This is a genomic window from Nocardioides sp. NPDC047086, from assembly GCF_040643685.1.
Lineage (GTDB): Bacteria > Actinomycetota > Actinomycetes > Propionibacteriales > Nocardioidaceae > Nocardioides.
In genome coordinates, this window is sequence record NZ_JBEYUV010000012.1 from 30,208 (window position 1) to 54,474 (window position 24,267).

26 protein-coding genes and 1 pseudogene are annotated in these 24,267 nt (G+C 67.2%); 10 read left to right on the forward strand and 17 right to left on the reverse strand.

From position 1 onward, the window contains the following. Positions 1 to 7: 7 nt before the first annotated feature. Together ABZ796_RS11160 and ABZ796_RS11165 are read right to left on the reverse strand one after the other, a co-directional pair. The gene (locus ABZ796_RS11160; protein WP_357336914.1) at positions 8 to 949 is read right to left on the reverse strand and encodes a 3-carboxyethylcatechol 2,3-dioxygenase; all 942 of its coding nucleotides are present in this window, start codon (positions 947 to 949) and stop codon (positions 8 to 10) included. Between the two features lie 3 nt (positions 950 to 952). Further along, positions 953 to 2,038: an LLM class flavin-dependent oxidoreductase gene (locus ABZ796_RS11165; RefSeq protein ID WP_357336915.1), complete on the reverse strand. Its 1,086-nt coding sequence runs from the start codon at positions 2,036 to 2,038 to the stop codon at positions 953 to 955. Positions 2,039 to 2,301: 263 nt separating this feature from the next. Here ABZ796_RS11165 and ABZ796_RS11170 point away from each other — a divergent pair, with 263 nt between their 5' ends. Continuing rightward, complete coding sequence (locus tag ABZ796_RS11170; protein ID WP_357336917.1) at positions 2,302 to 3,906, forward strand: long-chain-fatty-acid--CoA ligase; 1,605 nt, start codon at positions 2,302 to 2,304, stop codon at positions 3,904 to 3,906. 18 nt (positions 3,907 to 3,924) lie between these two features. Here the strand turns inward: ABZ796_RS11170 and ABZ796_RS11175 are convergent, their stop codons facing one another. The 7 genes from ABZ796_RS11175 to ABZ796_RS11205 all read right to left on the reverse strand — a co-directional run bounded on the left by ABZ796_RS11175 (position 3,925) and on the right by ABZ796_RS11205 (position 9,538). Then, positions 3,925 to 4,908, reverse strand: coding sequence for an MDR family oxidoreductase (locus ABZ796_RS11175; RefSeq protein ID WP_357336919.1), 984 nt, complete (start codon positions 4,906 to 4,908; stop codon positions 3,925 to 3,927). Between the two features lie 13 nt (positions 4,909 to 4,921). Further along, positions 4,922 to 5,236, reverse strand: coding sequence for a TetR family transcriptional regulator C-terminal domain-containing protein (locus tag ABZ796_RS11180; RefSeq protein ID WP_357337044.1), 315 nt, complete (start codon positions 5,234 to 5,236; stop codon positions 4,922 to 4,924). Beyond that, positions 5,125 to 5,958 carry a mycofactocin-coupled SDR family oxidoreductase gene (locus ABZ796_RS11185; RefSeq protein ID WP_357336920.1) on the reverse strand — a complete coding sequence of 278 codons (834 nt, stop codon included), beginning with the start codon at positions 5,956 to 5,958 and terminating at the stop codon, positions 5,125 to 5,127. The genes ABZ796_RS11180 and ABZ796_RS11185 overlap by 112 nt, the downstream gene beginning before the upstream one ends. Before the next feature lie 81 nt (positions 5,959 to 6,039). Next, positions 6,040 to 6,930, reverse strand: a complete 891-nt coding sequence (locus tag ABZ796_RS11190; RefSeq protein WP_357336922.1) for an SMP-30/gluconolactonase/LRE family protein — start codon at positions 6,928 to 6,930, stop codon at positions 6,040 to 6,042. A 105-nt stretch (positions 6,931 to 7,035) separates the two neighbouring features. Further along, entirely contained in the window at positions 7,036 to 7,560 is a 525-nt protein-coding gene (locus tag ABZ796_RS11195; protein WP_357336924.1) for a flavin reductase family protein, read from the reverse strand. After that, a complete protein-coding gene (locus ABZ796_RS11200; protein WP_357336925.1) occupies positions 7,557 to 8,465 on the reverse strand; it encodes an alpha/beta hydrolase in 909 nt (302 codons plus the stop codon). The genes ABZ796_RS11195 and ABZ796_RS11200 overlap by 4 nt, the downstream gene beginning before the upstream one ends. 5 nt (positions 8,466 to 8,470) lie before the next feature. Next, complete coding sequence (locus ABZ796_RS11205; RefSeq protein WP_357336927.1) at positions 8,471 to 9,538, reverse strand: LLM class flavin-dependent oxidoreductase; 1,068 nt, start codon at positions 9,536 to 9,538, stop codon at positions 8,471 to 8,473. A 407-nt stretch (positions 9,539 to 9,945) separates the two neighbouring features. Here ABZ796_RS11205 and ABZ796_RS11210 point away from each other — a divergent pair, with 407 nt between their 5' ends. After that, on the forward strand, positions 9,946 to 11,724 hold the full coding sequence (locus ABZ796_RS11210; protein WP_357336929.1) for a helix-turn-helix domain-containing protein: 1,779 nt from the start codon (positions 9,946 to 9,948) through the stop codon (positions 11,722 to 11,724). A gap of 180 nt (positions 11,725 to 11,904) precedes the next feature. On the opposite strand, the gene ABZ796_RS11215 is transcribed toward ABZ796_RS11210, so the two are convergent. The 3 genes from ABZ796_RS11215 to ABZ796_RS11225 form a co-directional block, all read right to left on the reverse strand. After that, positions 11,905 to 12,756, reverse strand: a complete 852-nt coding sequence (locus ABZ796_RS11215) for an alpha/beta hydrolase (protein WP_357336931.1) — start codon at positions 12,754 to 12,756, stop codon at positions 11,905 to 11,907. Further along, positions 12,753 to 14,645: a propionyl-CoA synthetase gene (locus tag ABZ796_RS11220; protein ID WP_357337045.1), complete on the reverse strand. Its 1,893-nt coding sequence runs from the start codon at positions 14,643 to 14,645 to the stop codon at positions 12,753 to 12,755. The genes ABZ796_RS11215 and ABZ796_RS11220 overlap by 4 nt, the downstream gene beginning before the upstream one ends. A gap of 243 nt (positions 14,646 to 14,888) precedes the next feature. After that, positions 14,889 to 15,212 carry a metalloregulator ArsR/SmtB family transcription factor gene (locus tag ABZ796_RS11225; RefSeq protein WP_357336933.1) on the reverse strand — a complete coding sequence of 108 codons (324 nt, stop codon included), beginning with the start codon at positions 15,210 to 15,212 and terminating at the stop codon, positions 14,889 to 14,891. A 344-nt stretch (positions 15,213 to 15,556) separates the two neighbouring features. On the opposite strand from ABZ796_RS11225, the gene ABZ796_RS11230 reads away from it, so the two are divergent. From ABZ796_RS11230 to ABZ796_RS11250, 5 genes and pseudogenes are all read left to right on the forward strand, one after another. After that, complete coding sequence (locus tag ABZ796_RS11230; RefSeq protein WP_357336934.1) at positions 15,557 to 15,751, forward strand: hypothetical protein; 195 nt, start codon at positions 15,557 to 15,559, stop codon at positions 15,749 to 15,751. Positions 15,752 to 15,923: 172 nt separating this feature from the next. Next, a complete protein-coding gene (locus ABZ796_RS11235; protein WP_357336936.1) occupies positions 15,924 to 16,466 on the forward strand; it encodes a relaxase domain-containing protein in 543 nt (180 codons plus the stop codon). A gap of 732 nt (positions 16,467 to 17,198) precedes the next feature. Beyond that, a pseudogene (locus tag ABZ796_RS11240) lies at positions 17,199 to 17,795 on the forward strand (AAA family ATPase); the annotation flags it as partial. A gap of 212 nt (positions 17,796 to 18,007) precedes the next feature. After that, positions 18,008 to 18,169, forward strand: coding sequence for a hypothetical protein (locus ABZ796_RS11245; RefSeq protein ID WP_357337048.1), 162 nt, complete (start codon positions 18,008 to 18,010; stop codon positions 18,167 to 18,169). Continuing rightward, positions 18,170 to 18,601 carry a helicase C-terminal domain-containing protein gene (locus ABZ796_RS11250; RefSeq protein WP_357337049.1) on the forward strand — a complete coding sequence of 144 codons (432 nt, stop codon included), beginning with the start codon at positions 18,170 to 18,172 and terminating at the stop codon, positions 18,599 to 18,601. A gap of 168 nt (positions 18,602 to 18,769) precedes the next feature. Here the strand turns inward: ABZ796_RS11250 and ABZ796_RS11255 are convergent, their stop codons facing one another. The 3 genes from ABZ796_RS11255 to ABZ796_RS11265 all read right to left on the reverse strand — a co-directional run bounded on the left by ABZ796_RS11255 (position 18,770) and on the right by ABZ796_RS11265 (position 20,851). Next, complete coding sequence (locus ABZ796_RS11255; protein ID WP_357336938.1) at positions 18,770 to 19,381, reverse strand: helix-turn-helix domain-containing protein; 612 nt, start codon at positions 19,379 to 19,381, stop codon at positions 18,770 to 18,772. A gap of 47 nt (positions 19,382 to 19,428) precedes the next feature. Continuing rightward, positions 19,429 to 19,740, reverse strand: a complete 312-nt coding sequence (locus ABZ796_RS11260) for a hypothetical protein (RefSeq protein WP_357336940.1) — start codon at positions 19,738 to 19,740, stop codon at positions 19,429 to 19,431. A 631-nt stretch (positions 19,741 to 20,371) separates the two neighbouring features. After that, positions 20,372 to 20,851, reverse strand: coding sequence for a Tn3 family transposase (locus ABZ796_RS11265; protein WP_357336941.1), 480 nt, complete (start codon positions 20,849 to 20,851; stop codon positions 20,372 to 20,374). Positions 20,852 to 21,080: 229 nt separating this feature from the next. Here ABZ796_RS11265 and ABZ796_RS11270 point away from each other — a divergent pair, with 229 nt between their 5' ends. Continuing rightward, entirely contained in the window at positions 21,081 to 21,314 is a 234-nt protein-coding gene (locus ABZ796_RS11270) for a hypothetical protein (protein ID WP_357337046.1), read from the forward strand. Positions 21,315 to 22,011: 697 nt separating this feature from the next. Here ABZ796_RS11270 and ABZ796_RS11275 read toward each other — a convergent pair. Then, on the reverse strand, positions 22,012 to 22,545 hold the full coding sequence (locus ABZ796_RS11275; protein ID WP_357336943.1) for an AAA family ATPase: 534 nt from the start codon (positions 22,543 to 22,545) through the stop codon (positions 22,012 to 22,014). Beyond that, a complete protein-coding gene (locus ABZ796_RS11280) occupies positions 22,545 to 23,381 on the reverse strand; it encodes a GntR family transcriptional regulator (RefSeq protein ID WP_357336944.1) in 837 nt (278 codons plus the stop codon). The genes ABZ796_RS11275 and ABZ796_RS11280 overlap by 1 nt, the downstream gene beginning before the upstream one ends. Positions 23,382 to 23,572: 191 nt before the next feature. Here ABZ796_RS11280 and ABZ796_RS11285 point away from each other — a divergent pair, with 191 nt between their 5' ends. Further along, positions 23,573 to 24,007, forward strand: coding sequence for a plasmid replication, integration and excision activator (locus tag ABZ796_RS11285; RefSeq protein ID WP_357336946.1), 435 nt, complete (start codon positions 23,573 to 23,575; stop codon positions 24,005 to 24,007). A gap of 5 nt (positions 24,008 to 24,012) precedes the next feature. Continuing rightward, positions 24,013 to 24,189 (forward strand): hypothetical protein, encoded by a 177-nt coding sequence (locus ABZ796_RS11290; protein WP_357336948.1) that lies wholly within the window; start codon positions 24,013 to 24,015, stop codon positions 24,187 to 24,189. Positions 24,190 to 24,267: the final 78 nt, after the last annotated feature.

Below are 24,267 nucleotides of genomic sequence, written 5' to 3' on the forward strand. Positions count from 1 at the left end.
CTCCTGTTCAGGCTGGGATGGCGGTGGTGACGGCGAAGCCGACGATCCACTCGGGAACGGGTCGGTAGAACGTGCTGGTGGTGCGGTACGCCCCGGCGGCAGCCAGCGCGGCGTGGGCGGCGACCCAGTTGCGGATCTCGTGGATCGATCCACCGCCCTGCTGGTCGAGCCACTCGACGGTGAAGGCGTCGAAGCGCTCGAGCTCGCCGGCCGACAGCAGGTCCAGCACCTGCTGGTCGAACGCGGGGTTGAGGGGCCGGAGCGGTGAAGTGCCCTGGGCGAAGGCCTGGCCGGCGACGTACACCTGCTCCTCCCGGCGCTCCTGCTCCTCGGGGGTGCGCTCGCGGTCGATGAGATAGGGCAAGGCGTCAGGCGACGCCGTGCGCAGCTGCGGGACCGGCGGGTCGTGGGACAAGCCGCCCGAGCCGATCACGAGGACGCGCTTGCCGAGGTCGGAGGTGAACCGGCCGACCGCCTCCCCGAGCAGGCGCGCCCGCCGCATCGGCCCGAGCGGCGCCGCCACGGAGTTGATGAAGACCGGGACGACCGGCCGGGCGTCGATCGAGCCGAGCAGCACCTGCAGCGGCTGCGAGAGGCCGTGATCGATCGACATGCGCTCCGAGACGGCAATGTCCACGCCGGCGGCTAGTACCGCCTGAGCGAGGTCGTCCGCGATGTCCTGCGGTACGTCGAGCAGGCCCGCCTGCGTGCCGTAGTCGCCGATCGCCTCGGCTGCGGCGCCTAGGCAGAACGGGGGCATCAGCTGGTAGAGGAAGCCCTTGTAGTGGTCAGGCCCAAAGACGATGACCAGCTCAGGGTCGAAGTCCTCCACGAACCGACGGGCGTCCTCGAGCGCACCGTCCACCGCCACTCGGGTCTCCGGGCCCGGATCGGCTCTGTGGAGGAGGGGGCTGTGCGACATGCAGCAGAGTGCGACTTGACCAGGCACGGCTCAGGCCTTGAGGCTGCGCAGCGCGGGGGCGACGTGCTCGCCGTAGAGCTGGTAGGAGCTCATCGTCTGCTTTTTGGTCATGTTGCCGAAGGAGCCCCAGTTGAGCAGATTGCCGCAGCCGATCGTCTCGACCTGGTCGACGAGCTGGTCGAGAACCGACTCCGGCGTGCCGACGACGATGATGCCCAGGCTGCACAGGTCCTCGAACGTAACGCCCTCGCCCGCAAAAGGGCGGAAGAAGGACTGGTAGTGCTCATAGCCCTGGGGGACGTTGTCGAGGTCGTGGAACACCGCCGCCTCCTTGAACGCGGCGAAGAGTGCGTTGAACGCCGGCTCGGCCACCTCGCGGGCCTCCTGCTCGGAAGCGGCCACGACGATGTTGCGGCAGACGCCCATGTCTTCAGGGCTGGCCTCGCGGCCGGTCTCGGCGGCCGCCGCCTTGTAGCCCTCAAAGATCGAGCGCATCTCCGAGGTCGGCGCGAAGACAGAAGTGAACTTGAAGTTGTTGCGCGCCGCCCAGGCGACGGTGTTCGGACTCAGCGCTGTGACCCAGATGGGCAGCTCGGGGCGCATCGGGCGCGGCCAGAGCGAGACGCTGTCGTAGTTGTAGTACTGGCCCTTGTGGGTGAAGACCGGGTTCCGCCAGGCGGCCTGCATCAGGGCGACCGATTCTTCGAATCGGTCGCGGGTCTCCTCCATCTTGACGCCCTCGCGCAGGAACTCAGGCTCGTCCACGCCACGCCCCAGGCCCCACTCCAAGCGGCCGTCGGTCAGGTAGTCGAGCATCGCCGCCTCCTCGGCGAGGCGGCGCGGGTTGTGGAACGCGGTGATGTTGGCCATCACGCCGATCCGCATGGTGCTGGTGCGCTGCGCGAGGGTGGCAACCAGAAGGTTGGGTGAGGGGCTGATGCTGTACGGCGTGAAGTGGTGTTCGGAGAAAAGCACGCCGTCGAACCCGAAGCCTTCCGAGGCGACCCACGACTCCAGCTTCCAGTCGTATAGCTCCTTGCACAGCTGGGGGTCGAACTTCTCCGGGTCGGGATCGTAGGGGTAGCTGAAGATTTCGAAAACCCACGACTTGGCCATGGCGTACTCCTATTTTCGTCGAGCGCCGCTGACGGGCGCAGAAGGGGGCATGGACCACCGCTGATCGGGGCCTCATGCTGAGTGATGCCCATCACGTTAGGAGCGGCTGGGGCGGGCCTCAATCCGTTCTCCGTCGTCCTGTATCCACTTCCCGCACGCTCTTGCTGAAGCCCTGGAGCCGGGCTCTGGGGCTCTCTAGCGTCTCCTCCGGTGGCCGCGTAGAACCCGCATACGGTCGCGGCCGGACGGAAGGGAACAGACCATTGGATACCATCAACGAGACCGCACTCACGCCGCTGGCGTTCTTGGAGCGCTCGGCTCGCTTGTGGACCAACAAGACGGCCGTGATCGATGGGAAGCGACGGCTGTCGTACGCCGAGTTCGGCGACCGCGCACAGCAGCTCAGCCGGGCCCTGGCCGCCTCGGGCGTACGACCCGGCGACCGGGTTGCAGTGCTGATGCCGAACGTTACCGAGATGCTGCTCGCACACTTCGCCGTGCCCCTCGCCGGCGCCATCCTCATGGCCGTCAACACTCGGCTCTCGCCCGACGAGGTGCGTTACATCCTCGAGCATTCCGGGGTGCGGATGCTGCTCGTCGACCACAGGCTAGCCGGGCTGGCGACGGCGGCCGCCGAGGGACTGACGCACGCCGGTGTCCTTGAGTGCGCGGTCACCGAGGGCGGTCAGCAGGACCACCTGCATACGGCGTGGGGCGAACTGCTCGGCCGAGCCGCCGGACAGCCGCCGCTGGCTTGGGAGGTGGCTGACGAGCGCACAACGATCGCGATCAACTACACCTCGGGCACGACCGGCCGGCCCAAGGGCGTGCTCTATACCCACCGCGGGGCGTACCTGAACTCCTTCGGCGAGCTGCTGCACAGCCGCCATTCGACGGGATCGGTGCTCTTGTGGACGCTGCCGATGTTCCACTGCAACGGATGGTGCATGCCGTGGGCTCTCACGGCGATCGGCGGCGTGCACGTGTGTCTGCCCGAGGTCCGCGGCGAGGCGATCTGGGCGGCGCTTCGCGAACATGGCGTCACCCACCTCAACGCCGCCCCGACCGTGCTCACGACGATGATGGAGGCACCCGAAGCCGGCCCGCTGACCGCGCCGGTCGTGGTCAGCACGGCGGGCGCGCCGCCCAGCCCGACGACGATCCGACAGCTGACCGACCTCGGCTTCGACCTCGTCCATGTCTACGGCCTGACCGAGACCTACGGGCCCTATGCCGTGTGCGAGGTGCAGCCCGAATGGGCCGTCCTCGACGCGGAGCAGCGCTCAGCGCTGCTCGCCCGTCAGGGAGTCGGCATGATCCAGGCCGAGCGGCTGCGCGTGGTTGACGAGGAGATGCGTGACGTGCCCATGGACGGGGCAAGCGTCGGCGAGATCGTGATGCGCGGCAACAACGTGATGCAGGGCTACTACCGCGACCCCGAGAGTACCGCTGAGGCGTTCCGCGGCGGGTGGTTCCACTCCGGCGACCTCGGCGTGGTCCACCCCGACGGCTACGTCGAACTGCGCGACCGCGCCAAGGATGTCGTCATCTCCGGCGGAGAGAACATCTCGACCGTCGAGGTCGAGCAAGCGCTGATGAGCCATCCCGCCGTACTCGAGGCCGCCGTCGTCGGCGTCCCGGACGACCGGTGGGGCGAGAGCCCCAAGGGATACGTCGTGCTCCGCACCGGTCATGACGTCGACGGACCAGCGCTGATCTCGCACGTGCGCTCCCGGATCGCACATTACAAGGCGCCACGCGAAGTCGAGGTGCTCCCGACGCTGCCGAAGACGTCGACCGGCAAGATTCAGAAGTTTGTGCTCCGGGAGGAGGCGTGGGCCGGGCGGGAGTCGCGTGTCCAGGGGTAGCTAGTCCGACCCGACACGTCAGCGGTTCACGTCGACGACGACGCGGCCCCGTACCCGTCCCGCGAGCAACTCAGACGCCGTGGAGATCGCCTCGCTCAGGCCGGTCTCGTGGCTGATCTCATCCAGGCGGCCGCGGTCCAACTCCTGGCTCAGTCGCTCCCATGCGGTGACACGTTTGGCGTACGGCTGGGTAACGCTGTTGATTCCGAGCAGGCTGACGCCGCGCAGGATGAACGGTGCCACGGTGGCGGGCAGGTCCATGCCCTGCGCCATGCCGCAGGTAGCAACCGCGCCCTCGGCCTGTGTGCCGGCGCAGACGTTGGCGAGGGTATGGCTTCCCACGGAGTCAACGGCTGCGACCCACCGCTCCTTCGCGAGCGGGCGCCCGGCTTCAGAGAGCTCGGCACGGTTGAGGATGGTGCTCGCTCCCAACCGGCGCAGGTAGTCGGCTTCCCCTGGACGGCCGGTCGCCGCGATCACCGAGTAGCCGTGGTGCGCCAGGAGCGAGATTGCAAAGCTGCCCACTCCGCCGTTCGCGCCGGTGACGAGGACCTCTCCGTCATCGGGTGTCAGGCCGTGCTGCTCAAGGGCCATGAGGCAGAGCATCGCCGTGTAGCCCGCCGTACCGATCGCCATCGCCTGCTTCTCGCTCAGGCCGGACGGCAGCGGCACAAGCCAGTCGCCCCGGAGTCGGGCGAGTTGCGCGAGCCCGCCCCAGTGGGTCTCGCCCACGCCCCAGCCGTTCAGCACGACACGATCACCCGGGTGGTACGACGGGTGGTCGCTCGACTCGACGACCCCGGCGAGGTCGATGCCGGGCACCATCGGGAAACGTCGCACGACAGGCCCCTTGCCGGTGATAGCCAGGCCGTCCTTGTAGTTGAGAGTGCTGTAGGAGACTCGCACGGTCACCTCGCCCTCAGGCAGGTCCTGCTCGGACAGCTCGCGCAACTGGCTGCGATAACCCGACTCATCCTTGTCGGTCATGATCGCGGTGAACATGGAGCTCCTCGGGTTAGTCGGTCGGACGGGTCAGGGATCGGTCAGTGTGATCGGTGGCCGCGCAGGCCAGGAAGCCGTCGATAAAGATGTCGAGAGGCCGGGTGCTGCGGGCCAGGCGTGCCCGCAGCACCGCTCCTTCCCAGCCGATCCAGAAGAACGCAGAGAGTCGGTCACAGTCGCTCCTCGCGGGGAGCTGACCGGCCTCGACGCCCGGGCTCAGAGCAGAGAACTGCCGGCGTCGACGACTAGGGCAGCGCCCGTGATGTAGCGAGCCTCGTCGCTTGCCAAGAAGAGAACGGCGTTGGAGATGTCGATCGATTCCACCCAGGGCACCGGCAGGAGTTGCAAGCGACTGGACGCCTCGGCGAACTCCTCCCGTGTGGCCCCCGACTTGCCAGCGAACAGGTCGTAGATGGGTTGGTTGTGGATCATGTCGGTGTCGACCTGAGTGGGGTGGACGCTGTTGACCCTGATGCTCTCCGGTGCCAACTCGATCGCCAACGTGCGGGCCAGACCCACTACCGCGTGCTTCGCCGACACGTAATGCGCCATGTTGGCGTAGCCGCGGATCCCCGCGACCGAGCTCGTCAGGATGATCGAGCCTCCGTTGCCGCCGGCCTTGAGGTGAGGGATCGCCGCCTTGACCGTGTGCCAGACCCCGCTGAGGTTGATATCGATCATCGTGCGCCACTCATCCTCGGGGAGGGCGTCTGTCGCTGTCGGAGTGCCGACGACCCCCGCATTCGCACTTACGATGTCCAGGGCTCCCAGTTCGCCGATCCCTTGCTCGACGGCGGAATGCAACGCGTCGTAGTCGCGAACATCCGCCTTCTGGGCCACGATCCGCCGTCCCAGGGCCTCGACCTGCCGAACGGTCTCAGCCAGGTCGTCTTCCTTCGCAGCGGCACTCACCTCGTACGGCACCGGCTCACAGATGTCGACGGCGATGATGTCGGCACCCTCCTGCGCCAGCCTCAGCGCGTGCGAGCGGCCCTGTCCGCGGGCGGCACCGGTGATGAAGGCGACTTTGCCTTCGACTCTTCCAGTCATGCTTCACTCCTGTCTTGGTGTTGGCCTGCTCCGTCCAAGGGCGCGTTGGGAGGTGGGGCGGCCGTCGGCGCCCATATGGGATCAAGGGCGGCCACTGTGGGGCACGCTGACCAGCGTGGCGAGCACCTGCGACTCCCGGGCGGCGCTACGTGCGGCCGGGTCGAAGTCGGGCGCCGTGCATAAGAAGAGCGTGCGCCCGTCCTCACCGCCGAGCATGCAGGCGAACACGCCGGTGTCGGCCTGGATCTCCTCGACCACCTCGCCGCCCTCCCGGACCCGGATCGCCTTTCCGTGGAGCGCGTCGGCGATCCACAGAGCACCCTCGGCGTCCAGGCAACTGCCATCGGGGGCGACGTTTGCGCCGGTGATCATGGTGACGATGTCGTCGCCGGCCGGCACGTCGCCGAACTTCGCCCAGACCCGGCGGTTACGCAGGTCCCCGTGGGCGTCGATGTCGAAGGCAGTGACGCGGTTGCCGAGGGTCTCGTTGACCAGTAGCACACCGTCGTCGGTCACCACAGCGCCGTTGGGGAACCACAGTTCGTCGGCGACCTGCTCGACGCAGCCCTCGACGTCGACCCGGATCAGGTTGGTCGCGGCCGGCTTCGCTCCGCCGGCGAGGTCGAAACCGAAGTTGCCGATGTACGCCCGCCCGTGGCTGTCGACGGCCATGTCGTTGAGGTTGCCGGGAACGTACTCGCTTAGGTCGGCGTGCACGACCACGTCACCGTCCAGCTCCCGACGCAGGATGCGGTGGTCCTGCGCCGAGACCACCAGCAGACGGCCGTCGGGCAGCCATCCGATGCCACCCGGCTGCCGGGGCACGATCAGCTCGGTGCGCAGGTCCGAGCCATCGGGTGCCACCGAGAGCACCTGGTTGGTGTAGAAGTCCGAGAGCCAGAGACGTCCGTCGTGCCACCGCGGGCATTCCGTGAACGACAGGTCCGAGAGGACAATTGTCAGTTCCGACATGGTGTTCATTCCTTTCGGCATGCCGCGCGGTGGCACGGACTCCGTCGTCTTTGATCGAGCTTGGGATGTACGTTCCGCCGGTCGTTGGTCAGCCCGGGCGTGGGTTCACCGGCTAGGGCTCACCAGTGCGTCGAGCCGGTGGAACCGCGAGCCGTGGAAGACCAGCGGCTCCGTGTCGCTGGAGGTTGCCATTCGCTCCACCCGCAGGAGCACGACGTCGTGGTCGCCGCCGTGCAGCTCGGCCTCGACGGTGCAGTCGAGCCAGGCGGCGGCGCCTGCGAGGAACAGCGCCCCGTCCTCGCTGCTCTCTATATCCAGGTCAGCGAACCTGTCGCCCTGGCGTGAGGAGAGCTTGCGCGCCGCATCGGTATGCGAGACCCCGAGCACGCTCACCCCGAGCCGGTTGGCCCCGCGGAGGGCCGGCCAGGTCTCGGAGCTGTGCGCGGCACAGATCGAGACCAGCGGCGGGTCGAGGGAGACCGACGTGAACGAGCTGAACACCATGCCGACGGGCTCGCCCTCGACCAGCGCGCACACCGAGACCACCCCACTGGGGAAGGCCCCGAACACGCGGCGCAGATCACTGGTGTCGACCGGCTCCGCGAGTTCGATCTGCAGCGCGGCGCTCATGACGCACTCCACACGGAGTTCAGCCATGCGGCCGCGTTGGTCACGGTCGCGTCGGCTTCGGGAGCCCGACCGACCATGAGGATGTACACGTGCTGCATCCCCTCGGCGAGCTCGGTGGTGACGTCGACGCCGGCGGCCCGCGCCCGCTCGGCCAGCTGCTCGCTGTCGCTCTGCAACGTCTCCTGATCGCCGTAGGCGACGAAGAGAGGCGGGAGCCCGGTGAGGTCAGCGTGCAACGGGTTCGCCTTCGGGTCGGTGGTGGCGACATCGCCGAGATACAGCGCCGCCATGTTCTCGGTGACGGGGCGCTGTACGAAAGCGTCCTTCGCCGCGTTCGACTCGAACGTCTCCCCCGTGCACGCCAAGTCGATCCACGGGGAGAAGGCGATGATGCCGGCAGGCCGGGACTCACCGTGGTCTCGGAGCCGGAGCGCGAGGGACACGGCAAGGTTGCCGCCGGCGGAGTCCCCCGCCAGCGCGATGCTCTCCCGTGCGTACCCCTGACCCTCTAGCCACTTCAGTGCCGCAGCTGCGTCATCGAGCGGTGCGGGGAACTGTGCCTCCGGCGCCAGCCGATAGTCAAGCACGAGCACGGGCGCTCCGAGCTGGCTGGCCAGGTGGCCGCCGAGCTTGCGGTGCGTGTGCATTGAGCTGCCAACGAAGCCGCCACCGTGCAGATAGAGAACGGCGCCGGTCGCGGAGCGCTGGGTCGGGGTGCACACGATGGCCGACTGATCGCCGGCCATCACCTCTTCGTAGGTGACCTCGGTCGGCTCGGCGCTGCGCACCTGCAGCTCGTCGAGCATGCGCCGGATCGTGGCGAGGTCGGCGTCCGGGTTGGCGGCGAGCCGTTCGGTGAAGGAGTTGAAGTGTAGACGCAGGGCGTCCGATTCGACACTGGGCATGAGGATCACAGCTCCTTGATGGCCGGGATGACCTTCTCGGCGAACAGGCGCATGCTCGCCTCGGCCTTGTCGTGCGACAGGCCTGCGTAGGTGAAGGCGCAATTGAGGTGGTAGTCGCCGATGACGGCTCGGCGCGCCTTGATCTTCTCGATGATCTGCTCGGGGGTGCCCCACGTCTGGGCGTCCACATAGGCGGCGGCCGATGCCTCTTGGCCGGCGTCGCGGATGATCTCGGCCACCGCGTTGTACGACTCGTACCCGGCGGTGCCGGAGAAGTGGGTGCCGCCGAACTCGTAGTGCCGCATGACCTGGATGAAATAGCGCGAGATGTACTCGGTGGCGGTCTGCTTGGCCTCCTCAGGGTCCTCGGCGCAGTAGACGAACTCGGTCAGCGTCGGCGCGGGCGCCTCACGGCCCTGCTTCTGGCGGAACGCCTCGCGGTACTTCTCGATCAGCGGGGCGTGCTGCTCGATCGGGAACTGTACGAACGTCGCCATACCGGCACCGAGCTCGGCGGCGACGTCCATCGAGTCCGGCGACATGGCGATGCAGACCGTACGGTCACGGAACCCGCGCGGTGGAGCGGGAGCGATCGTGGCCTCGGGCTGAGGGAAGCGCGGTCCGTCGCCCGAGATCACGCCGGTGTCGAGTGCGCGCAGCACCATCTCGGCGGACTCGTCGAACCGCTCGCGGGCCTCGTTCATGTCCATGCCGAGCGAGGCGTACTCCATGCGGGACAGGCCCCGCCCAAGGCCGAGGCGGACACGGCCGCCCGCGAGGATGTCGAGCATCGCGACCTTCTCCGCAACGCGGACCGGCTGGGCCCACCACGGGAGGATGATCGACGCCGGCACGAGCTCGATCGAGTTGGTGCGCGCAGCGAGGTAGGACAGCAGCTGCATGTTGTCAGGGCACATGGAGTACTCGGCGTCGAAGTGGTGCTCCACGCACCAGATGGCCGAGAAGCCCAGCGGCTCCGCGAGCTCAGCGAGGTACAGGTCCTTGCGGTAGAGCTCGGCGTCACTCTGGTTGGGGTCAGAGTTCTGGAACAGGAGTTGGAAGCTTGGAGTCATAACGGAGTGCCTTTCTTCTGGACGCGGAATGCAGAAACAGTTCGAAATTTCGACCGGATGTGCCCGGTTTCGATGCCGGGAACACTGCCACGGCGATCGTGTTTCCAGATGTCGCATTCCGGGACGAATGTGACCGCCGCCACGGGCGCTGTAGCGAAATGCGACATGCTGCCGGGACTTTCGAAGTCGAATTAACCGACGGGAAGTGGAATTTCAGTCGCGAGTGCCGCTAGCCAACGGCTGACGGCGACGCGGCGCCTCAGGGATGTCCGCGCCGACGAAGTGTCTCGTTACGCGACAATCGCGGGCATGTGACGGAGGTAACATCGCGAGAGACGGGATTGTATTCGGCGGGAGAGCCGCCGATCGCACCGCCGGGCACGACGCTTGAGTCAAGGGAGCGAGAGATGGACGACTGGCTGCGCACCGTCAGCAAGACACGCGAGGACGTCTTCTCGAACTCGCTGGACGTCCAGGGCGGCGAGACAGTGGACCTGCGTTCCACAGTGTATGAGTCCTGGCGCCGTTCGCGTCTGCAAGGACTAGCACCCGAGGCCGTCACCCCTGTGCCGCTGGCCGAGATCGACCTCGACAGCTACTTTGTGCGCGCCGTGACGCCGCTCGTGGAGAAGCGAACCGCCGCGCTCGACCAGAGCGCGTGTGCGCTGGTGTTGACGGACCGCGATGGCCGCGTGCTGCGACGGTGGGTGCGCGATCACGACCTGGCCGCGGGCCTGGACACTAAGGGCGTCGCGGCCGGCTTCATGATGGACGAGTCCACGGTTGGCACGACGGGTCTGGTCACGATGTTTACCGGCACCCCCGAGATGATCCGCGGCCCGGAGCACTTCTCCGAGCGGTTCAAGCAGTACAGCTGCGCGAGCGCCCCGATCGTCCATCCGGTGCGGCGCACCCTGCTAGGCAGCGTCTCTCTGATCTGCCGAGTCGCTGACACCACTCCTGTCATGCTGTCCTGGGTCACTGAGCTCATGATGGCCGTTGAGGAGGCGCTCCGTATCCGAGCCTCACAGCGGGAGCGGCGGCTCTTCGAGGCCTACACGACCTACAACCGGGACGTACGCCACCCCATTGTCGCGCTCGACGTCACGACCATCATCACTAATGCAGCCGCGGCCCGGCTGCTCGGCGGCGTCGACCAAACCCTGCTCTGGGAGCATGCCCGGCGAAGCCTGCGAGACCGCAACAGCGAGCCACGCACACTGACGCTTCCTGATGGTCAGGTCCTGAAGGTCGACTGCCGGCCGCTGTCTCCTGAGGACGCCGACGAGGGTGCCATACTCATTCTGCGCAAGGACCCAGCCGCCCGAGAACTGGCCGAGACGAACGCGCTGCCTGAGCCTGCAGCGTCCCTGCCCGGACTCGTCGGCCACAGCGAGAAGTGGCGAGCGCTGTGCCGACGTGCCCAGCCACTGCGCAACGTTGCGGACGCCACCCTGGTCATCGGTGAGCCCGGGTCGGGACGCCTGGCGGTGGCATGCGCTCTTCATGATCTGTCCGACCTAGGTGTCGTCGACGCTGTGGAAGCGTCCACCCGTGGGGAAGACGGCTGGATCCTGCACCTGCAGTCGCAGTTGACCCCTGGCGCCGCTCTGGTCGTACGCCACGCCGACTCCCTCACGCCCTCAACGGCACTCGCGACTCTGACCACATTGCGCCGCACCCCGCCCGCCCGACTGCTGGCGACCGCCCGCAGCGCCGGCGAGCCGATGATCCACAACGCACTGCTGGACTCCTTCGACTCGGTCCTCGAGGTCCCGCCGATGCGTGACCGACTCGACGACCTCCACGACCTGCTCGTGCGGTTCTCCGCGGACGCGGCCCGCGGCCGCTCCGCGGTGGCATGGACGCCAGACGCCGTGCAGGCCCTCACCCGACTTGAGTGGCCCGGCAACCTCAACTCCCTGCGAGCGCTGGTGCGGCGCACACTCGCCCGTCGCTCCACCGGGCGGATCGGAACCAACGACCTGCCTCCTGAGTACGCCGCCCGCGCCGCGCGCCGTCAACTGACGGCGCTGGAGCAGGTCGAGGCACAGACTATCCTGCAAGCGTTGCGCGAGGCCGGCGGCAACAAGCACCAGGCAGCGCTGGCCCTCGGGATCGCCCGGTCCACGCTTTACCGCAAGATACGAGCACTGGGGTTGGATCTGTCGGCCAGCATCTACTGACCGATATCCACCGGATATCGGCGGGCGACACGGGGAATACCGCCCGGCAGCGGCACATCCTGCTTAGGCCACCAGATATCTCCTCGTCTTGCCCACCCGAATCGCCACGAATAGCGAGTGGATAAGTGTGGCGCATCTACCCGCAATAAACATAGCGAACTTCACGCCGGTCTCGCCCAGCTAACGGTTCAGGAAGGTCGAGAGCACTGCGTTGAAGCGCTCCGGATGCTCGAACTGCGTCCAGTGGCCGCACTGACCGAAGACATGGAGCTCGGCCCGCGGAATGAGCTCGAGGAGTCGGGCGGCCGAACTGAGCGGGATCACACCGTCCTCGCGGCCGTGGATCACCAGCGTCTCGTGCGCGAGGGTGGCGATACGTTCCTCGGGCACCGCCAGGCGTTCCAAGACATCCTGGTGTGGGTTCGGGAACATCTGCTCGTACGCCTCCTGCACACCCGGCCGCGTGGAGGCCTCGAAGCGCAGCCGGACCAGATCGTCGGTGACGGTAGAGGCGTCGTAGGCGAGCGCATCAACCAGGCCACGCATTGCCTCGAAGGAGGGCCGGTAGCCCCAGATCTTCCCGAGGCTCAGCGTGACCGGAAACGATAGTCCGGCGCTGCCCATCAGCACCAGCCTGTCGACGCGGTCGGGGTGTTCGACGGCCAGACGCAGGGCTAGAGCGCCGCCGAAGCTGTTACCGACGACACTGACCTGGTCCAGTCCGAGGGCGTCGAGGAGCGCGAGCAGGTGGTCGACCCACAGCGACGGCGTGTAGACCCCATCGGCGGGGCGCTGCGTGTGACCAAAGCCGGGTATGTCAGGGGCCACGACGCGCAGGTTGCTCGCCAGGGCGGGGATGGTCGGGCGCCAGGTGGCCCACGCCGTGGCCCCGGGACCGGAGCCGTGCAGCAGCAGGACGGTGCCGGACTCAGGAGTCCGGCGGGTGGCGAGGACATCGTGCACGTTTGTGATGATCCCTCCGGCATCGACGGAGGTCCCGATCTCCGGGTTGCGTGCGTCGTTGCTGGTCATCGAGGATCCTCTCGTACTGGCCGCAAGGCCGCCGTTACGGCGTCTAGTGCCGTGGGGTCGTCGATCGTTGCCGGCAGCGCCTCGTCGTTCCCCGCAGCGATGCCCCGCATCGTGCGGCGCAGGATCTTGCCCGAGCGAGTCTTTGGCAGGGCGTCGACGACGGTGACGTCTCGGAACGCGGCCACCGGCCCGATCTCATGGCGCACGGCCGCGACCAGCTCGTCGCAGAGCACGTCCTCGTCGATCTGTAGACCGGTCTTGAGCACCACCAGACCGCGCGGCACCTGTCCCTTGAGGCTGTCAGGCACGCCGATCACGGCGCACTCGGCGACCGCCGGATGCGCGGCGAGCACCTCCTCCATGGCACCGGTGGAGAGCCGATGCCCGGCGACGTTGATAACGTCGTCTGTGCGCCCCATGACGAACAGGTAGCCTTCCTCGTCGAGGTAGCCTGAGTCGCCGGTCAGGTACCTGCCGGGATATTTGCTCAGGTAGGAGTCGACGTACCGCTCGTCGTCGTTCCACAGCGTCAGCAGCGTGCCGGGCGGCAGTGGCAGCCCGATCACGATGGCGCCCTCAGTCCGCGGCGGGACAGGCTCGCCGTTCTCGTCGACGACCTGAACGTCGAATCCCGGCACCGGCACCGTCGCCGAGCCGGCCTTGACCGGCATAGGTTCGATCCCGCGCAGGTTCGCCGCGACGGCCCAGCCGGTCTCGGTCTGCCACCAGTGATCGAGCACGGGGACACCGAGCAGGTCGTGGGCCCACCTCAGCGTCTCGGGGTCGAGCCGCTCCCCGGCCAAGAACAGGGCAGAGAAGCCGGAGAGGTCATGACCCGCCAGCAGCGCGCCGGGCGGGTCCTCGCGTTTGATGACGCGCAGCGCCGTTGGGGCGGCGAAGAGTGCCTTGACCCGGTGCTCGGCGACGACGCGCCAGAACGCGCCGGCGTCGGGGGTCCCGACCGGCTTGCCCTCGTAGAGCACCGTGGTTGCGCCGACCAGCAGCGGTGCGTACACGATGTAGGAGTGGCCGACGACCCATCCGATGTCGGAGGCTGCCCACCACACGTCCCCCGCGCCGATGTCGTACACGTAGCGCATCGACCACGCGAGAGCAACAGCGTGGCCGCCGTTATCACGGACCACACCCTTGGGCTGACCAGTCGTGCCTGAGGTGTAAAGGATGTAGAGCGGGTCTGAGGCTGCTACCGGGACCGGATCAGCAGGCTCCGCGTCGGCCAACAGTTTCGCCCAGTCATGGTCGCGCGGCCCGAGCACCGCAGGCGCCTGCTCGCGTTGCAAGACAACGACGCTATGTGGCTGGTGACGGGTGGTCGCCAAGGCCTCGTCGATGATTGGCTTGTACTCCACCAGACGGTGCGGCTCAATCCCGCACGATGCGGTCACGATCACCTTTGGTTCGCAGTCGTCGATGCGGATGGCCAACTCTTTGGGCGCGAACCCTCCAAACACCACGGAGTGGACGGCGCCCAACCGCGCGCAGGCGAGCATCGCGATGACTGCCTCTGGCACCATCGGCATGTAGACGACGACACGGTCGCCCTTCGCAACCCCGAGATCAGCCAGGGCGCCGGCACACCGGGCGACCTCGTCCTGCAGCTCCGCGTAGGTATACGTACGGCGCGCCCCCGTGACTGGCGAGTCGTAGACGAGTGCGGCCTGGCCGCCCCGGCCCGCCTCGACGTGCCGGTCGAGCGCGTTGTAGGAGGTGTTGAGCTCCCCGTCCGGGAACCAGCGGTAGAACGGCGCTTGCTTCACGTCCAGCGCCGTCATTGGAGGACGTTGCCAGCTGATGGCCTCCGAAGCCTCGAGCCAGAAGGCGCTGGCATCGCGCTGACTGCGCTCGAACGCCGCGCGGTAGTCGCCCATGTGCGTCACCGACCCTCCTGGACCTGTTCCGGTCGCCATGAGGGCGCGCTCGTCGGGTCGAACCATGCCACTCCTCCGTTCGATAATTCGATAGATACTGAACCATGGAATGAAACGGAGGGTCAAGGGTGGCATGCAGGCCTGGGATGCGGCGACGACACGGAGGAGCGCCGGCGCCGATGATGACGGAGCGGCGTCAACGAACTCAGAACAGCGAAAGATCAGCCGCCGATCAGCTGTCGATCATGAGTCCGTCAGGTCCCCGGCGGTCGGCATCGGGTCGGAGGCGAGCCGCTGCAGCAGCCCGGGGGCGTAGAAGTCGAGGACGTCGCGGTGGAGCGTGTAGAAGAAGTTCCGACCCTGCCGGCGCACCGAGACCAGGCCCGCGTTGCTGAGGATCTTGACGTGGTAGGAGATCGTCGACTTGCCCACCGGCAGCGCATGCTCGAGGGAGGTGCAGGGGTACTCCCCGAGGCTGTCGATCAAGCGCAGCATGTCGAGTCGGGTCGGGTCCGCTAGCGCCTTGAACACCTGGACGACCAGATCGCGCATGGATCGGTCGGGCATGGGCGGTGTCACCGCAGCAGAACCCTTCGCTACCACTGGCCCCTCCGACAGTCAGCCAACCTCCTACAACATTAGCATCATCAAACCCTCGAACTGAGCACACACTCCCGCACCGGACCCACTCACCGCCGACCCTCAGCCCTAGGCGGGACTCGCCATCCGCGTCGAACTCCCGGTCGGCGAGACCAGCGAGGCGACGCGCGCGCCACCTCTGTCGTTCACCCGACCTCAACTCTTTCTCGACGATCGCGGAGTGCGCGACCCACCACAGAGGTGCGGATGTAGGGCGGCGATTACTTGAGCGACCTGGACTCAGCGGACTCTCAGAGGACGTCACCCCAGACATGGTGGCGATGTTCGCCGCCACGTCGTCGTTGGACAAGCTTCATTCCTTCGACCTCGGCATCAGCAACACCACCATCGCCGAGGTCGCCTATGAGGCTCATTCCACGTCCGTCTTGGTCCTCGGCCCTTGCGGGCTATCCGGTCTCTTCGACGGTTATCAACGAATGTCGACGTCTGTCGAAAATCCGGCTTGACCTGCGCTGAAACAACTTCACATGCTCTCAGCACGCATGCTACGAAGGTAGGGAACCACCGGGCCGCCTTCGGCGGCCCGAGGTGCATTTTCAGGGTCGGTGACGGCTGTCGACGAACGTTGACGGAGTCGTTCGCTAACCGCTGGCGTAGGGGGTCGGCGTGCATGGCGGAGTGAAGTTCTATACCGGCGCAGCGAAGGCTGCCCGTAGCTACCTCGAGAAGGACCACTCGCGCGCTGATGACTACTACCTGGCCGAGGGTTCAGGCCTGGCCGACCGGTTCGAAGCCACCCCGGCAAGGGTGGTTGGCAGAGGGCCGATGGACGGGGACACCTATGAACGGTGGGTCGCGGGCTACGACGTCGACACCGGCGCGGCGAAGGGCCGGTTGCTCCCCGACGGCGGAAAGAGAAAGCCGGTGCGGTTCGTCGAGGTCATCGTGAACGGCCCGAAGACCTGGTCCCTCGCCGCTGCACTCCACCCGGAGGTCGGAGCAGCCTACGACGCGGCCCAGGCACGTGCTGCGCGGGAGGTCATTGGGTGGGTGGCGCAGCACGGGACCACCCGGGTGGGCCCGAAGGGTCGGCAGGTGCAGGTACCGGTCGAGTCTTTGGAAGCTGCGGCAATCAGGCACTACACCTCACGAGCGGGGGACCCCCATCGGCACCTGCACCTTCAGTTCAACGCGCGCGTTTTCGCCCAAGCCAAGTGGTGAGGCCTGCACACCGTCGGAGCCCGAGACAGCATTGCGGCCATCAACGGAATCGGGCACGCGGTCGTGATGAGCGACCCCGAATTCCGGCAAGCGCTGGCCGCTCACGGGTACACCCGCGACCTCGCATCTGGCGAGGTCAACGAACTGCGCGGGTTCGTGGGCGAGTTCTCGGCTCGCACCCGGCAGATCACCCGGAACATCGAGCGGTATGAGGCCCAATGGCGGGGGAGCATCCGGGGGAGCAACCCGGTCCTCGCCTCAGGCGAACATGGGACGCGCGGGCATGGGCGGATGCACGTCCCGACAAGGCGTCGCCGGCCGACGCCGGCGCGATCGCTCACCATTGGGTCAAGGAACTGTACGCACTCGGCCACCGGGACCCGCATGCTCCCGCGCCCTTGCCGGTGACCGCGATCGGGACCCTCGACCGAGATCTCGCAGCAGGCCTGATCCTGGATCAGCTCGGTGCCAAGGCCTCGGCGTGGAACGCCGCGGAGATCCGTGGCGGCGCCGAACAGCTGATTGCCGAGGTAGGCATCGCCGCCGAGGCACCTGTCCGGCGGGGGTTGCCGAGGACCTCACAGCCCGGGCGATCAGCCGATGTGAGCCGCTCCTTGCTCGTGACGATGTGCCCGAGCACGTGCGCGCTCTCACCTCGCGACGTGTGCTCGAGGTCGGGCGGACCTCAACAACCGCTTCGCTGAACGCGTCAAAAGCACCGTGGCACCGGGGATGCTCCCCGACCCTCAGGGTCTCGACCTCGCACAACGCAAGGTCGTCGAGGCGTTGACCGGCAGCGGTCGCTTGCTGGTGGTCGAGGGCGCAGCAGGGTCGGGCAAGACCAAGACTCTCGCAGCGACCGCAACCGAGCTGCGACGACAACGGGCACGGATGGTCGTAGTCACCACAACAAAGAAGGCCGCCAAGGTCGCCGGCCTCGAGGTCCGTGGCGCCGCATCCTCGGCAGCCTGGCTGGCCTACCAACACGGATTCCGCTGGGACAACGACGGCCACCGGGAACGCATCCCGACCAGCCCACCCAACGACACACGTTCGCTGCATCGGCACGCTCGGCTACACCCCGGCGACCTGCTACTGGTCGACGAGGCCGGGATGCTCGACCAGGACCTCGCCCGATCCCTGCTGATCATCGCCGACGAGGCCCAGGCGAGGCTCGCGCTCATCGGCGACCGCCACCAGCTCCCCGCCGTCGGCTGCCGCGGCGTCCTCGACCTCGCCACCCGCTGGACCGACAACAGCACCCACCTCACCCTCGATATGGTCCACCGGTTCACCGACCCCACCTACGCCGACCTCAGCCTGAGGATGCGCGAGGGCCGCGACGCCGCCGATGTCTTCGACCAACTCCTCGGCCGCGGCGAGATCGTCGTTCATGCGAGCGACGTCGAGCGCCTCGAAGCTCACGCCCTCCTCGGCGCCACAGACCAGGGACCGTTGCTGATGGCTGACACCCGCGAACAGGTGGCCGCCATCAACGCAGCGGTCAGAGAGGGTCGTCCCGACGTCACGGGTACCGCGAGATGCACGGTGACCAGCGCCGGGAGCGGATCAGCGTCGGCGACCGGATCGCGACCCACAGCAACCACCGGACCCTCGACGTGGCCAACCGCGACTGCTGGACCGTCACTGTGGTCGGTCGCAACGGTGCGCTCAAGATCCGAGGCTCGGCTGGCGTACGTTGATTGCCGGCCGACTACGTGGCCGAGCATGTCGAGCTTGCCTACGCCACCACGGACCACGGTGCTCAGGGCGAGACCGTCGAGGAGGCGCACTTCCTCATCGGCGAACACACCGGAGCAGCAGCCGCGTACGTCGCCATGACCCGCGGACGCCAGCACAACACCGCCCACCTGGTCGCGGACGACATCGACGACGCACGCCGTCAATGGGTCGAGATTTTCAGCCGCGACCGCGCCGACCTCGGACCCGCCCACGCCGCTCATCGTGCGGCCGACGACATCGACCGCTATGGCCCAAACATCACGCCGCGCTACATCGACCCCCGACGCCGACCACGCATCGACCGACACCGCACACCCGCACGACAGTCCCAGGTTCCGCCGCGTTCGCAGACCACGCCGCCGTTACCGCCCGAGCCGGGAATCGGCCTCTGAGACGCCGACGAGCGAGAAGGTCACGCGCGGCGCCTCATGCATCTACGACAGCGCTACTCCTCGTGTATGGCGGATCGGAGCTCTTCCGCACGGCTCCTGGCTGCGTTGACCTGTTCCTGGTCGCAGCCGCACAGGCGTAGGCAGGCGTCGGCGATCTCGCGGGTGCGATCACGGTCGACCGAGAACTCCGTCGGTGCGCAGTGTGATCACGGCCTCGACCTGCTGGATCAGCATCGTCGCAAGACCGTCGGCCGACACGACCAGGCCGTTGACCTGAGAAAGACGTCCGCCGAAGTCGGCGTACGCCGCGGCAATCTCGCGGTAGTCCAGCCGGAACCCCGCGAAGACCTCACCATTGGCAGCAGTGACGACGTCGGGCATCCGGGCGAGCATGCCGATGTTGTGCGGGACCTCTGCCAGCGTGCCGATGTCGACCAGAGCGAGCAAGTACAGCGCCGTTGCCAGCCCCTCGGCGTCCTCCGCCGGTGTCGCGGCGATGATCCGGTCGACCTTGTCGTGGCTGGGACGCACGGTCATCCCGAGAAGCTCGGTGAGGATCTCGTCCTTACCCGCAAAGTGGTAGTAGAGCGAGGCCTGCCGGATCCCGACCGCGTCGGCGATCTCCCGTGTCGAGGTTCCTGCGAACCCCTTGCCGGTGAACAGCCGCACGGCTGCCTCGAGGATCTGCTCACGTGGCGACTTGGTGGTGGCTGTCTCCGGTATGTGCCGTGGCCGGCCCGGGCGGGCGCGCCGCACGGTGGCCGCGCTCAGGGCACTCACGATGACACTCCCGTCTCCAGCTTTGCGGGCCGCGCCGGTGGGCGCCCTCACAGCGGGTCGCCGTCGTTGGCATCGGCGTGGCGCGCGGCGGCGGGAGGTCGCGGCGGCAAGGGCAGTGGCATCCGAGAGTCTCCAGGGGTGGCGGGTGGAGTCAGGGCGGGCAGGCTGGGTCTGTTCCCGGCCGCCCGGAGCGGCCGACCCGGAATCCCCGAGGACCGCGACCCTGGCTGCCGCAGGTCGTAGATGGTCTGGGCCGGCACGTGCAGGTGCTCGCACAGCTCGGTCAGGGACAGGACCGGCTCGATGCCGGACATGTGGGCCGTGGTCTCGGTGCTGGCGTTCGTGGTGTGAGTGGTCATTCCCCTCAGGTGCGCCAGTCGTGCCATGCAGCATCGAGACGGCCCGAGAGATCGCCCGGTCTCCGGGCGTGGGTCACGCTCAGCGAGGGCCAAAGTGCGGAATAAACGCGGAACCGCCATCCGATCATCCTTCTACTCAGGATGTTGGACAGCGGTTCTGACCTGCGATTCCTTGGTGGACCTGAGGGGATTCGAACCCCTGGCCTTCTCTTGGTGCCTGGCACCCTTCACCAAGTGCCCGAGTCTCGAGATTTCTCGGCATGGTTACGAGTAACCACCGTTTGACCTGGGCGAACATCCATCATCGATTTCGCTGACAGGGCCCACGTTGCTCCATAGCCTCGACCGATCTCGGGGTCTCTCGAAGGGGTTTTCGCGGAGTATTCGCGGAGTCCGCGCACACACTGCGACAGCGTTCAGGACCAAGCCTAGGTCGCAGCCTGTCACGGAGCATCGTGTGTGGCCCCCGGCACTCCAGCACTCCGCCGGCGAACCTAACCGCCAACTCCACGACTTCTTCGAATCTCGCGGGGAGATGCTCGCCATCAACGCAGAGGCCGCGTCGATAACCGGCACTCCTCCGCATGATAATGACTCTTATCATGTCATCAATGCTGAAGAGGTCGAGCGGTCACTGCTCGTCCTCAGCGACGTGGGTCTGGGGTGCCGCTGGTCCGTCCACAGCTTCGCGGAGTCGATCCAGCAGCTCGTGCCCAAACACCGACACCCGGTAGCGATGCGGGAGCTGGTCGTTGTAGACGTGGCTGGATCGCCACGCCAAGCCCTTCACCGGCTCCCCTTGAGTTCGGATGGTCCCGCGGCGCTCGAGGGTCGCCACGATGGCTGAGACCGAGATCCCATAGCCCGGATGTGCCTCGAGGAAGTCGAGGAGGGTAATTGCTCTCGGTGGGCCGAGCGGGCCGGAGTCGCCGAGCTCGATCATGCCCTGGTAGGCCGGGTGCGCGGTGGGGGTGCGCATGAACCTGCGCAAGATCGCCTCCGTGGAGGCGGTGCCTGTCTTGATCGCGCCGGCGTACTTGATCATCGCGTCGTAAGCGGTCTCGATCAGGTCCCTGGTCTCCGCGTCCGTCGCTCTCGCACCGAGGGTCACGAGACGAAGTCCACCAAGGGGCGGCGCTCCCGTCGGGTCCCCCTGGCCAACCGGGTGCTCCCCCTCGTGCAGCAGATGACGACCGGCAAGAAGGCCAACGATCTGCTGTTCACCACCGACACCGGGGCGACCCTCCACCGAGGTGCCGTCACCCGAACCTTGAAGTGGGAGCAGACCGGCCAGGGGCGGCGGCTTCAACGACCTCCGCCACACGGCAGCGTGCCTGTGGCTGGCTCGTGGTGTCGACGTCGGGACAGTCAAGGAGTGGATGGGCCACGAGTCGATCGCGACCACGAATCTCTACCTGCACTTCCTCGGTACGGGTGCCGACGCTGCGGGCTTGGACCGGCTCAACGACAGCGGCCACAGGGGTGCGCAGAAGAACCCGGGGGCACCAGGGGGGGGGCACAAGACGAAGGAGCGGGCGAGTGAAAAGGAGAAAACCCCGTCCGTTCCGCATTGAAATGCTTACTGAGACGGGGTTTTCACCGGGTGGAGCTGAGGGGATTCGAACCCCTGGCCTTCTCATTGCGAAGGTGTCACGGGGTATCTCCGGCCACGCTGGGACGCTCGTTCACGCGTTGCATGCGTTGCTCTCAATCATGCGATTTGCAGCCACGGGGTACGCCGGGGGTACGCGAATCAGAACCCACAACTCCCCCACTCGGCGGCTCCCGGCCCCTCACCCTCATCACAACATCAGTCTGTATCGCGGGGGCGGAGCGTTACTCAGTCCGGCATCTGGCCCCCTTGGCGGGGGTCTGGGGGCTTGCCCCCACGCTGCCTAACTACATCGCTCTGGGAGCATCGCGGGGTATGTCCCTGCCGGTAGCGGCGGTCCCCTCCCCTCGTCGCCAGCCTCTTGCCGTGCCTGGCGGCCGACGTGACGGTGATCGCCGGTGGCACGGGATGCGTATGTGACGATGCGGGCCGGGTCGTCGAGCTGCTGAACGTGTCGGCCTTGTCGGCGTCGGGGTGCAGGGTCCCGGACGGCTAGCGGGTCGGTCGATCGGGTCGACGGTTGGAGAGTGAGCGCTTGGTCTACGGACTGGGCGCTCTTCTTCATTTGCGCGGCACGTAGGGGGACCGGCCGCCAGGCCGCACGCCCCCGGAGGCCGCGCTCGCGGCCGAAGGCCGCCTTGAGTCAGTAGAGAAAGTTCTCACGAAACCGGCCGGACGACTCGATCGATCCGGCGCGCTGCCTCTTCGGGCTCTGTCTCGCTGGTGTCGATCCTGACGTCTGCGGTCGGGAGTCTCGGAGTCTCGCGCCAAGCGTCGATGCGTTCGTCTAGATCGTGGCTGCCGCGTGCTCGAAGTCGCTCTAGGGCGATGGACTCCGGGCAGGTGAGTTCGACGACGGTCCAGGAGACGGGAGCGTCGAATCCACGCATGGCCTCCACCGCTGCGGACTGCCCGAGATGGATGATCGGTACGCCCCGCGTCAGGGCGTCGAGCAACCCGGGCTCGTCGACAACGTACGTGGCCCCGTATCGCTGGTTCTCCCAGACGATCCCACCCCACTCCCTCAGCGCCGTAAGCGCTCCGTCGTCGGCAAGCCGATAGCCAACCGTCCGCCCTGGCCCAACCTTGAGCCGCTCGAAGTGGACGTACTCCGGCGACACCTTCCGCAAGGCGCCATCGATGGTGTCCTTGCCTGCTGCTGGCGGGCCGTAGAGGATGACCCCGCGCTGCATCAGTTGGTCGCTTCCGCCAGTCCGGCTAGCAACTTCTCGGCCTGGTCCCTGAGCGGCTCGGCGCTGATCGAGTTGTCGATCACGTGATGCTCCCCGGCCGGACGGAAGTCGAGGTCGACCCCGGCGAGGTACTCGTCCCAGTGGGCGAGTTTGTGCGCGTCGCGGGCGACTCCCCGACGCCGGAGGTAGGTCAACATGCTCTCGGCATCGCATGAAACCCACACCACCGAGACAGGCACCCCGTCATCGGCGAACTGCCCGCGCTCCCGGCGCAGCCACGCCTCATCCGAGAACTCTCGAATGAACGGCGCAGTGATGATCACGCCCGCCCCACACATGGTGTTCTCGTGGGCAGTGGCCATGAGAGCTTCATACTCGCGCGGCCGGATCTTCGACAGGTAGATCTCTGACTCGCGGTCGCTCGGCTGTGCGCCCATCGCCTCTAGAGCGGCCTCGACCACAGGTCGCGTCGTCGTGTCCTTGTCGATGATCGGCCACCCGGTCAGGCGGGTGAAGATCCGCCCTAGCTCGGTCTTGCCACTCCCGGCGTAGCCACCGATGAGGATGGCGCGCGGCGTACGTGTTGGCTGGGCATCTGCTTGCGGCCGCTCGTAGCGCACCACTCGGCGGGAGCGTGACACGTTCTCGATCAACCCCTCTTCGGCGAGGACCTTCAACGCCTGGCTCACGGTGAAGACGCTTGTCTCCCACTTGGCGGCGAGTTCGCGCGTCGACGGCAAGGACTCGCCGTCACGGAGGACGCCAGCCTCGATCTGCGTACGCACGTCGCGCGTAATGCGCTCCTGCTGCGTGCCTCGCCCGTCGTGGTCGCTCATGTCTGCCTCCGCGCCGATCAGTTCGGCCGCTCTCGAATAACAACTGTCATGACAACTGTCCCACGCCGCCGCCAGATCCGGCGAAATTGAGCGAGAAAGTCTGAGATAACAGTTGACATGCACGACCTAACAGTTGTTATATGGATGTGAGGCGGAACACAGACCCCGCCCGCAACCCAAGGAGTAGAGCAATGGCGATTCAGCGGAGGATGAACCTCACCATCGAGCAGGTCTTCCCGGCAGGCGCGTTCATCGTGGGCGCGGTCGAGCCGGTCCAGGACTGGGACCAGGCCCCGCTCCCGGACGGAACCCGGCCGCAGAAGATCGACAAGGAGACCGGCCTCCCGACCTGGACCGTGCCGGTCCTCGATGCCGACCCCGAGGCGGGCAAGAACGACAAGACCGTCAACGTCAAGATCCTCGCCAAGCACCAGCCGGTGCCCCCGGCCAACGACACCGGTCTGCCGTTCATCCCGGTCGAGTTCGCCAACCTCGTCGCGGTCCCCTGGATCGACGACTCCGGCAACCGCCCCAAGTTGCAGTGGTCGCTCACGGCCACGGGGATGGACGCCCCCGGCGCGGCGCGCAAGCCCGCCGCTGGCGCTGCTGCCTCCAAGGCCGCCTGAGCGCTATGAGCCTCTACCTGGTGCGGATCGGCGACGGGTCCGACCCGGCTCACCTGGCCGGACTCAACGCCGATCACACCCTGTGCGGGCAACCCAACGCCGGGACCGCCTGGACCTGGGACTACCCCGATCTCTCCACCCCGGTGTGCTCCATCTGTCGCGGCAAAGCGGCCGGTCTGTGAGCACGCCCCACATTCGCCCGCCAGTCGTCGCGGAAGGGAAGCCGTGGCGGCTGGCGGGTCTCAACCTCCAACAGCTCG

Bases quoted from the DNA above. Each gene is read 5' to 3' on its own strand.
- ABZ796_RS11200 (WP_357336925.1), bottom strand. From the start codon at position 8,465: ATGCCCAGTGTCGAATCGGACGCCCTGCGTCTACACTTCAACTCCTTC.
- ABZ796_RS11225 (WP_357336933.1), bottom strand. From the start codon at position 15,212: ATGCCCGACCGATCCATGCGCGATCTGGTCGTCCAGGTGTTCAAGGCG.
- ABZ796_RS11285 (WP_357336946.1), top strand. From the start codon at position 23,573: ATGGCGATTCAGCGGAGGATGAACCTCACCATCGAGCAGGTCTTCCCG.
- ABZ796_RS11275 (WP_357336943.1), bottom strand. From the start codon at position 22,545: ATGCAGCGCGGGGTCATCCTCTACGGCCCGCCAGCAGCAGGCAAGGAC.
- ABZ796_RS11290 (WP_357336948.1), top strand. From the start codon at position 24,013: ATGAGCCTCTACCTGGTGCGGATCGGCGACGGGTCCGACCCGGCTCAC.
- ABZ796_RS11245 (WP_357337048.1), top strand. From the start codon at position 18,008: ATGCACGGTGACCAGCGCCGGGAGCGGATCAGCGTCGGCGACCGGATC.
- ABZ796_RS11185 (WP_357336920.1), bottom strand. From the start codon at position 5,958: ATGACTGGAAGAGTCGAAGGCAAAGTCGCCTTCATCACCGGTGCCGCC.
- ABZ796_RS11205 (WP_357336927.1), bottom strand. From the start codon at position 9,538: ATGACTCCAAGCTTCCAACTCCTGTTCCAGAACTCTGACCCCAACCAG.
- ABZ796_RS11195 (WP_357336924.1), bottom strand. From the start codon at position 7,560: ATGAGCGCCGCGCTGCAGATCGAACTCGCGGAGCCGGTCGACACCAGT.
- ABZ796_RS11165 (WP_357336915.1), bottom strand. From the start codon at position 2,038: ATGGCCAAGTCGTGGGTTTTCGAAATCTTCAGCTACCCCTACGATCCC.
- ABZ796_RS11175 (WP_357336919.1), bottom strand. From the start codon at position 4,908: ATGTTCACCGCGATCATGACCGACAAGGATGAGTCGGGTTATCGCAGC.
- ABZ796_RS11280 (WP_357336944.1), bottom strand. From the start codon at position 23,381: ATGAGCGACCACGACGGGCGAGGCACGCAGCAGGAGCGCATTACGCGC.
- ABZ796_RS11220 (WP_357337045.1), bottom strand. From the start codon at position 14,645: ATGGGCGACTACCGCGCGGCGTTCGAGCGCAGTCAGCGCGATGCCAGC.
- ABZ796_RS11215 (WP_357336931.1), bottom strand. From the start codon at position 12,756: ATGACCAGCAACGACGCACGCAACCCGGAGATCGGGACCTCCGTCGAT.
- ABZ796_RS11190 (WP_357336922.1), bottom strand. From the start codon at position 6,930: ATGTCGGAACTGACAATTGTCCTCTCGGACCTGTCGTTCACGGAATGC.
- ABZ796_RS11230 (WP_357336934.1), top strand. From the start codon at position 15,557: ATGGTGGCGATGTTCGCCGCCACGTCGTCGTTGGACAAGCTTCATTCC.
- ABZ796_RS11260 (WP_357336940.1), bottom strand. From the start codon at position 19,740: ATGACCACTCACACCACGAACGCCAGCACCGAGACCACGGCCCACATG.
- ABZ796_RS11210 (WP_357336929.1), top strand. From the start codon at position 9,946: ATGGACGACTGGCTGCGCACCGTCAGCAAGACACGCGAGGACGTCTTC.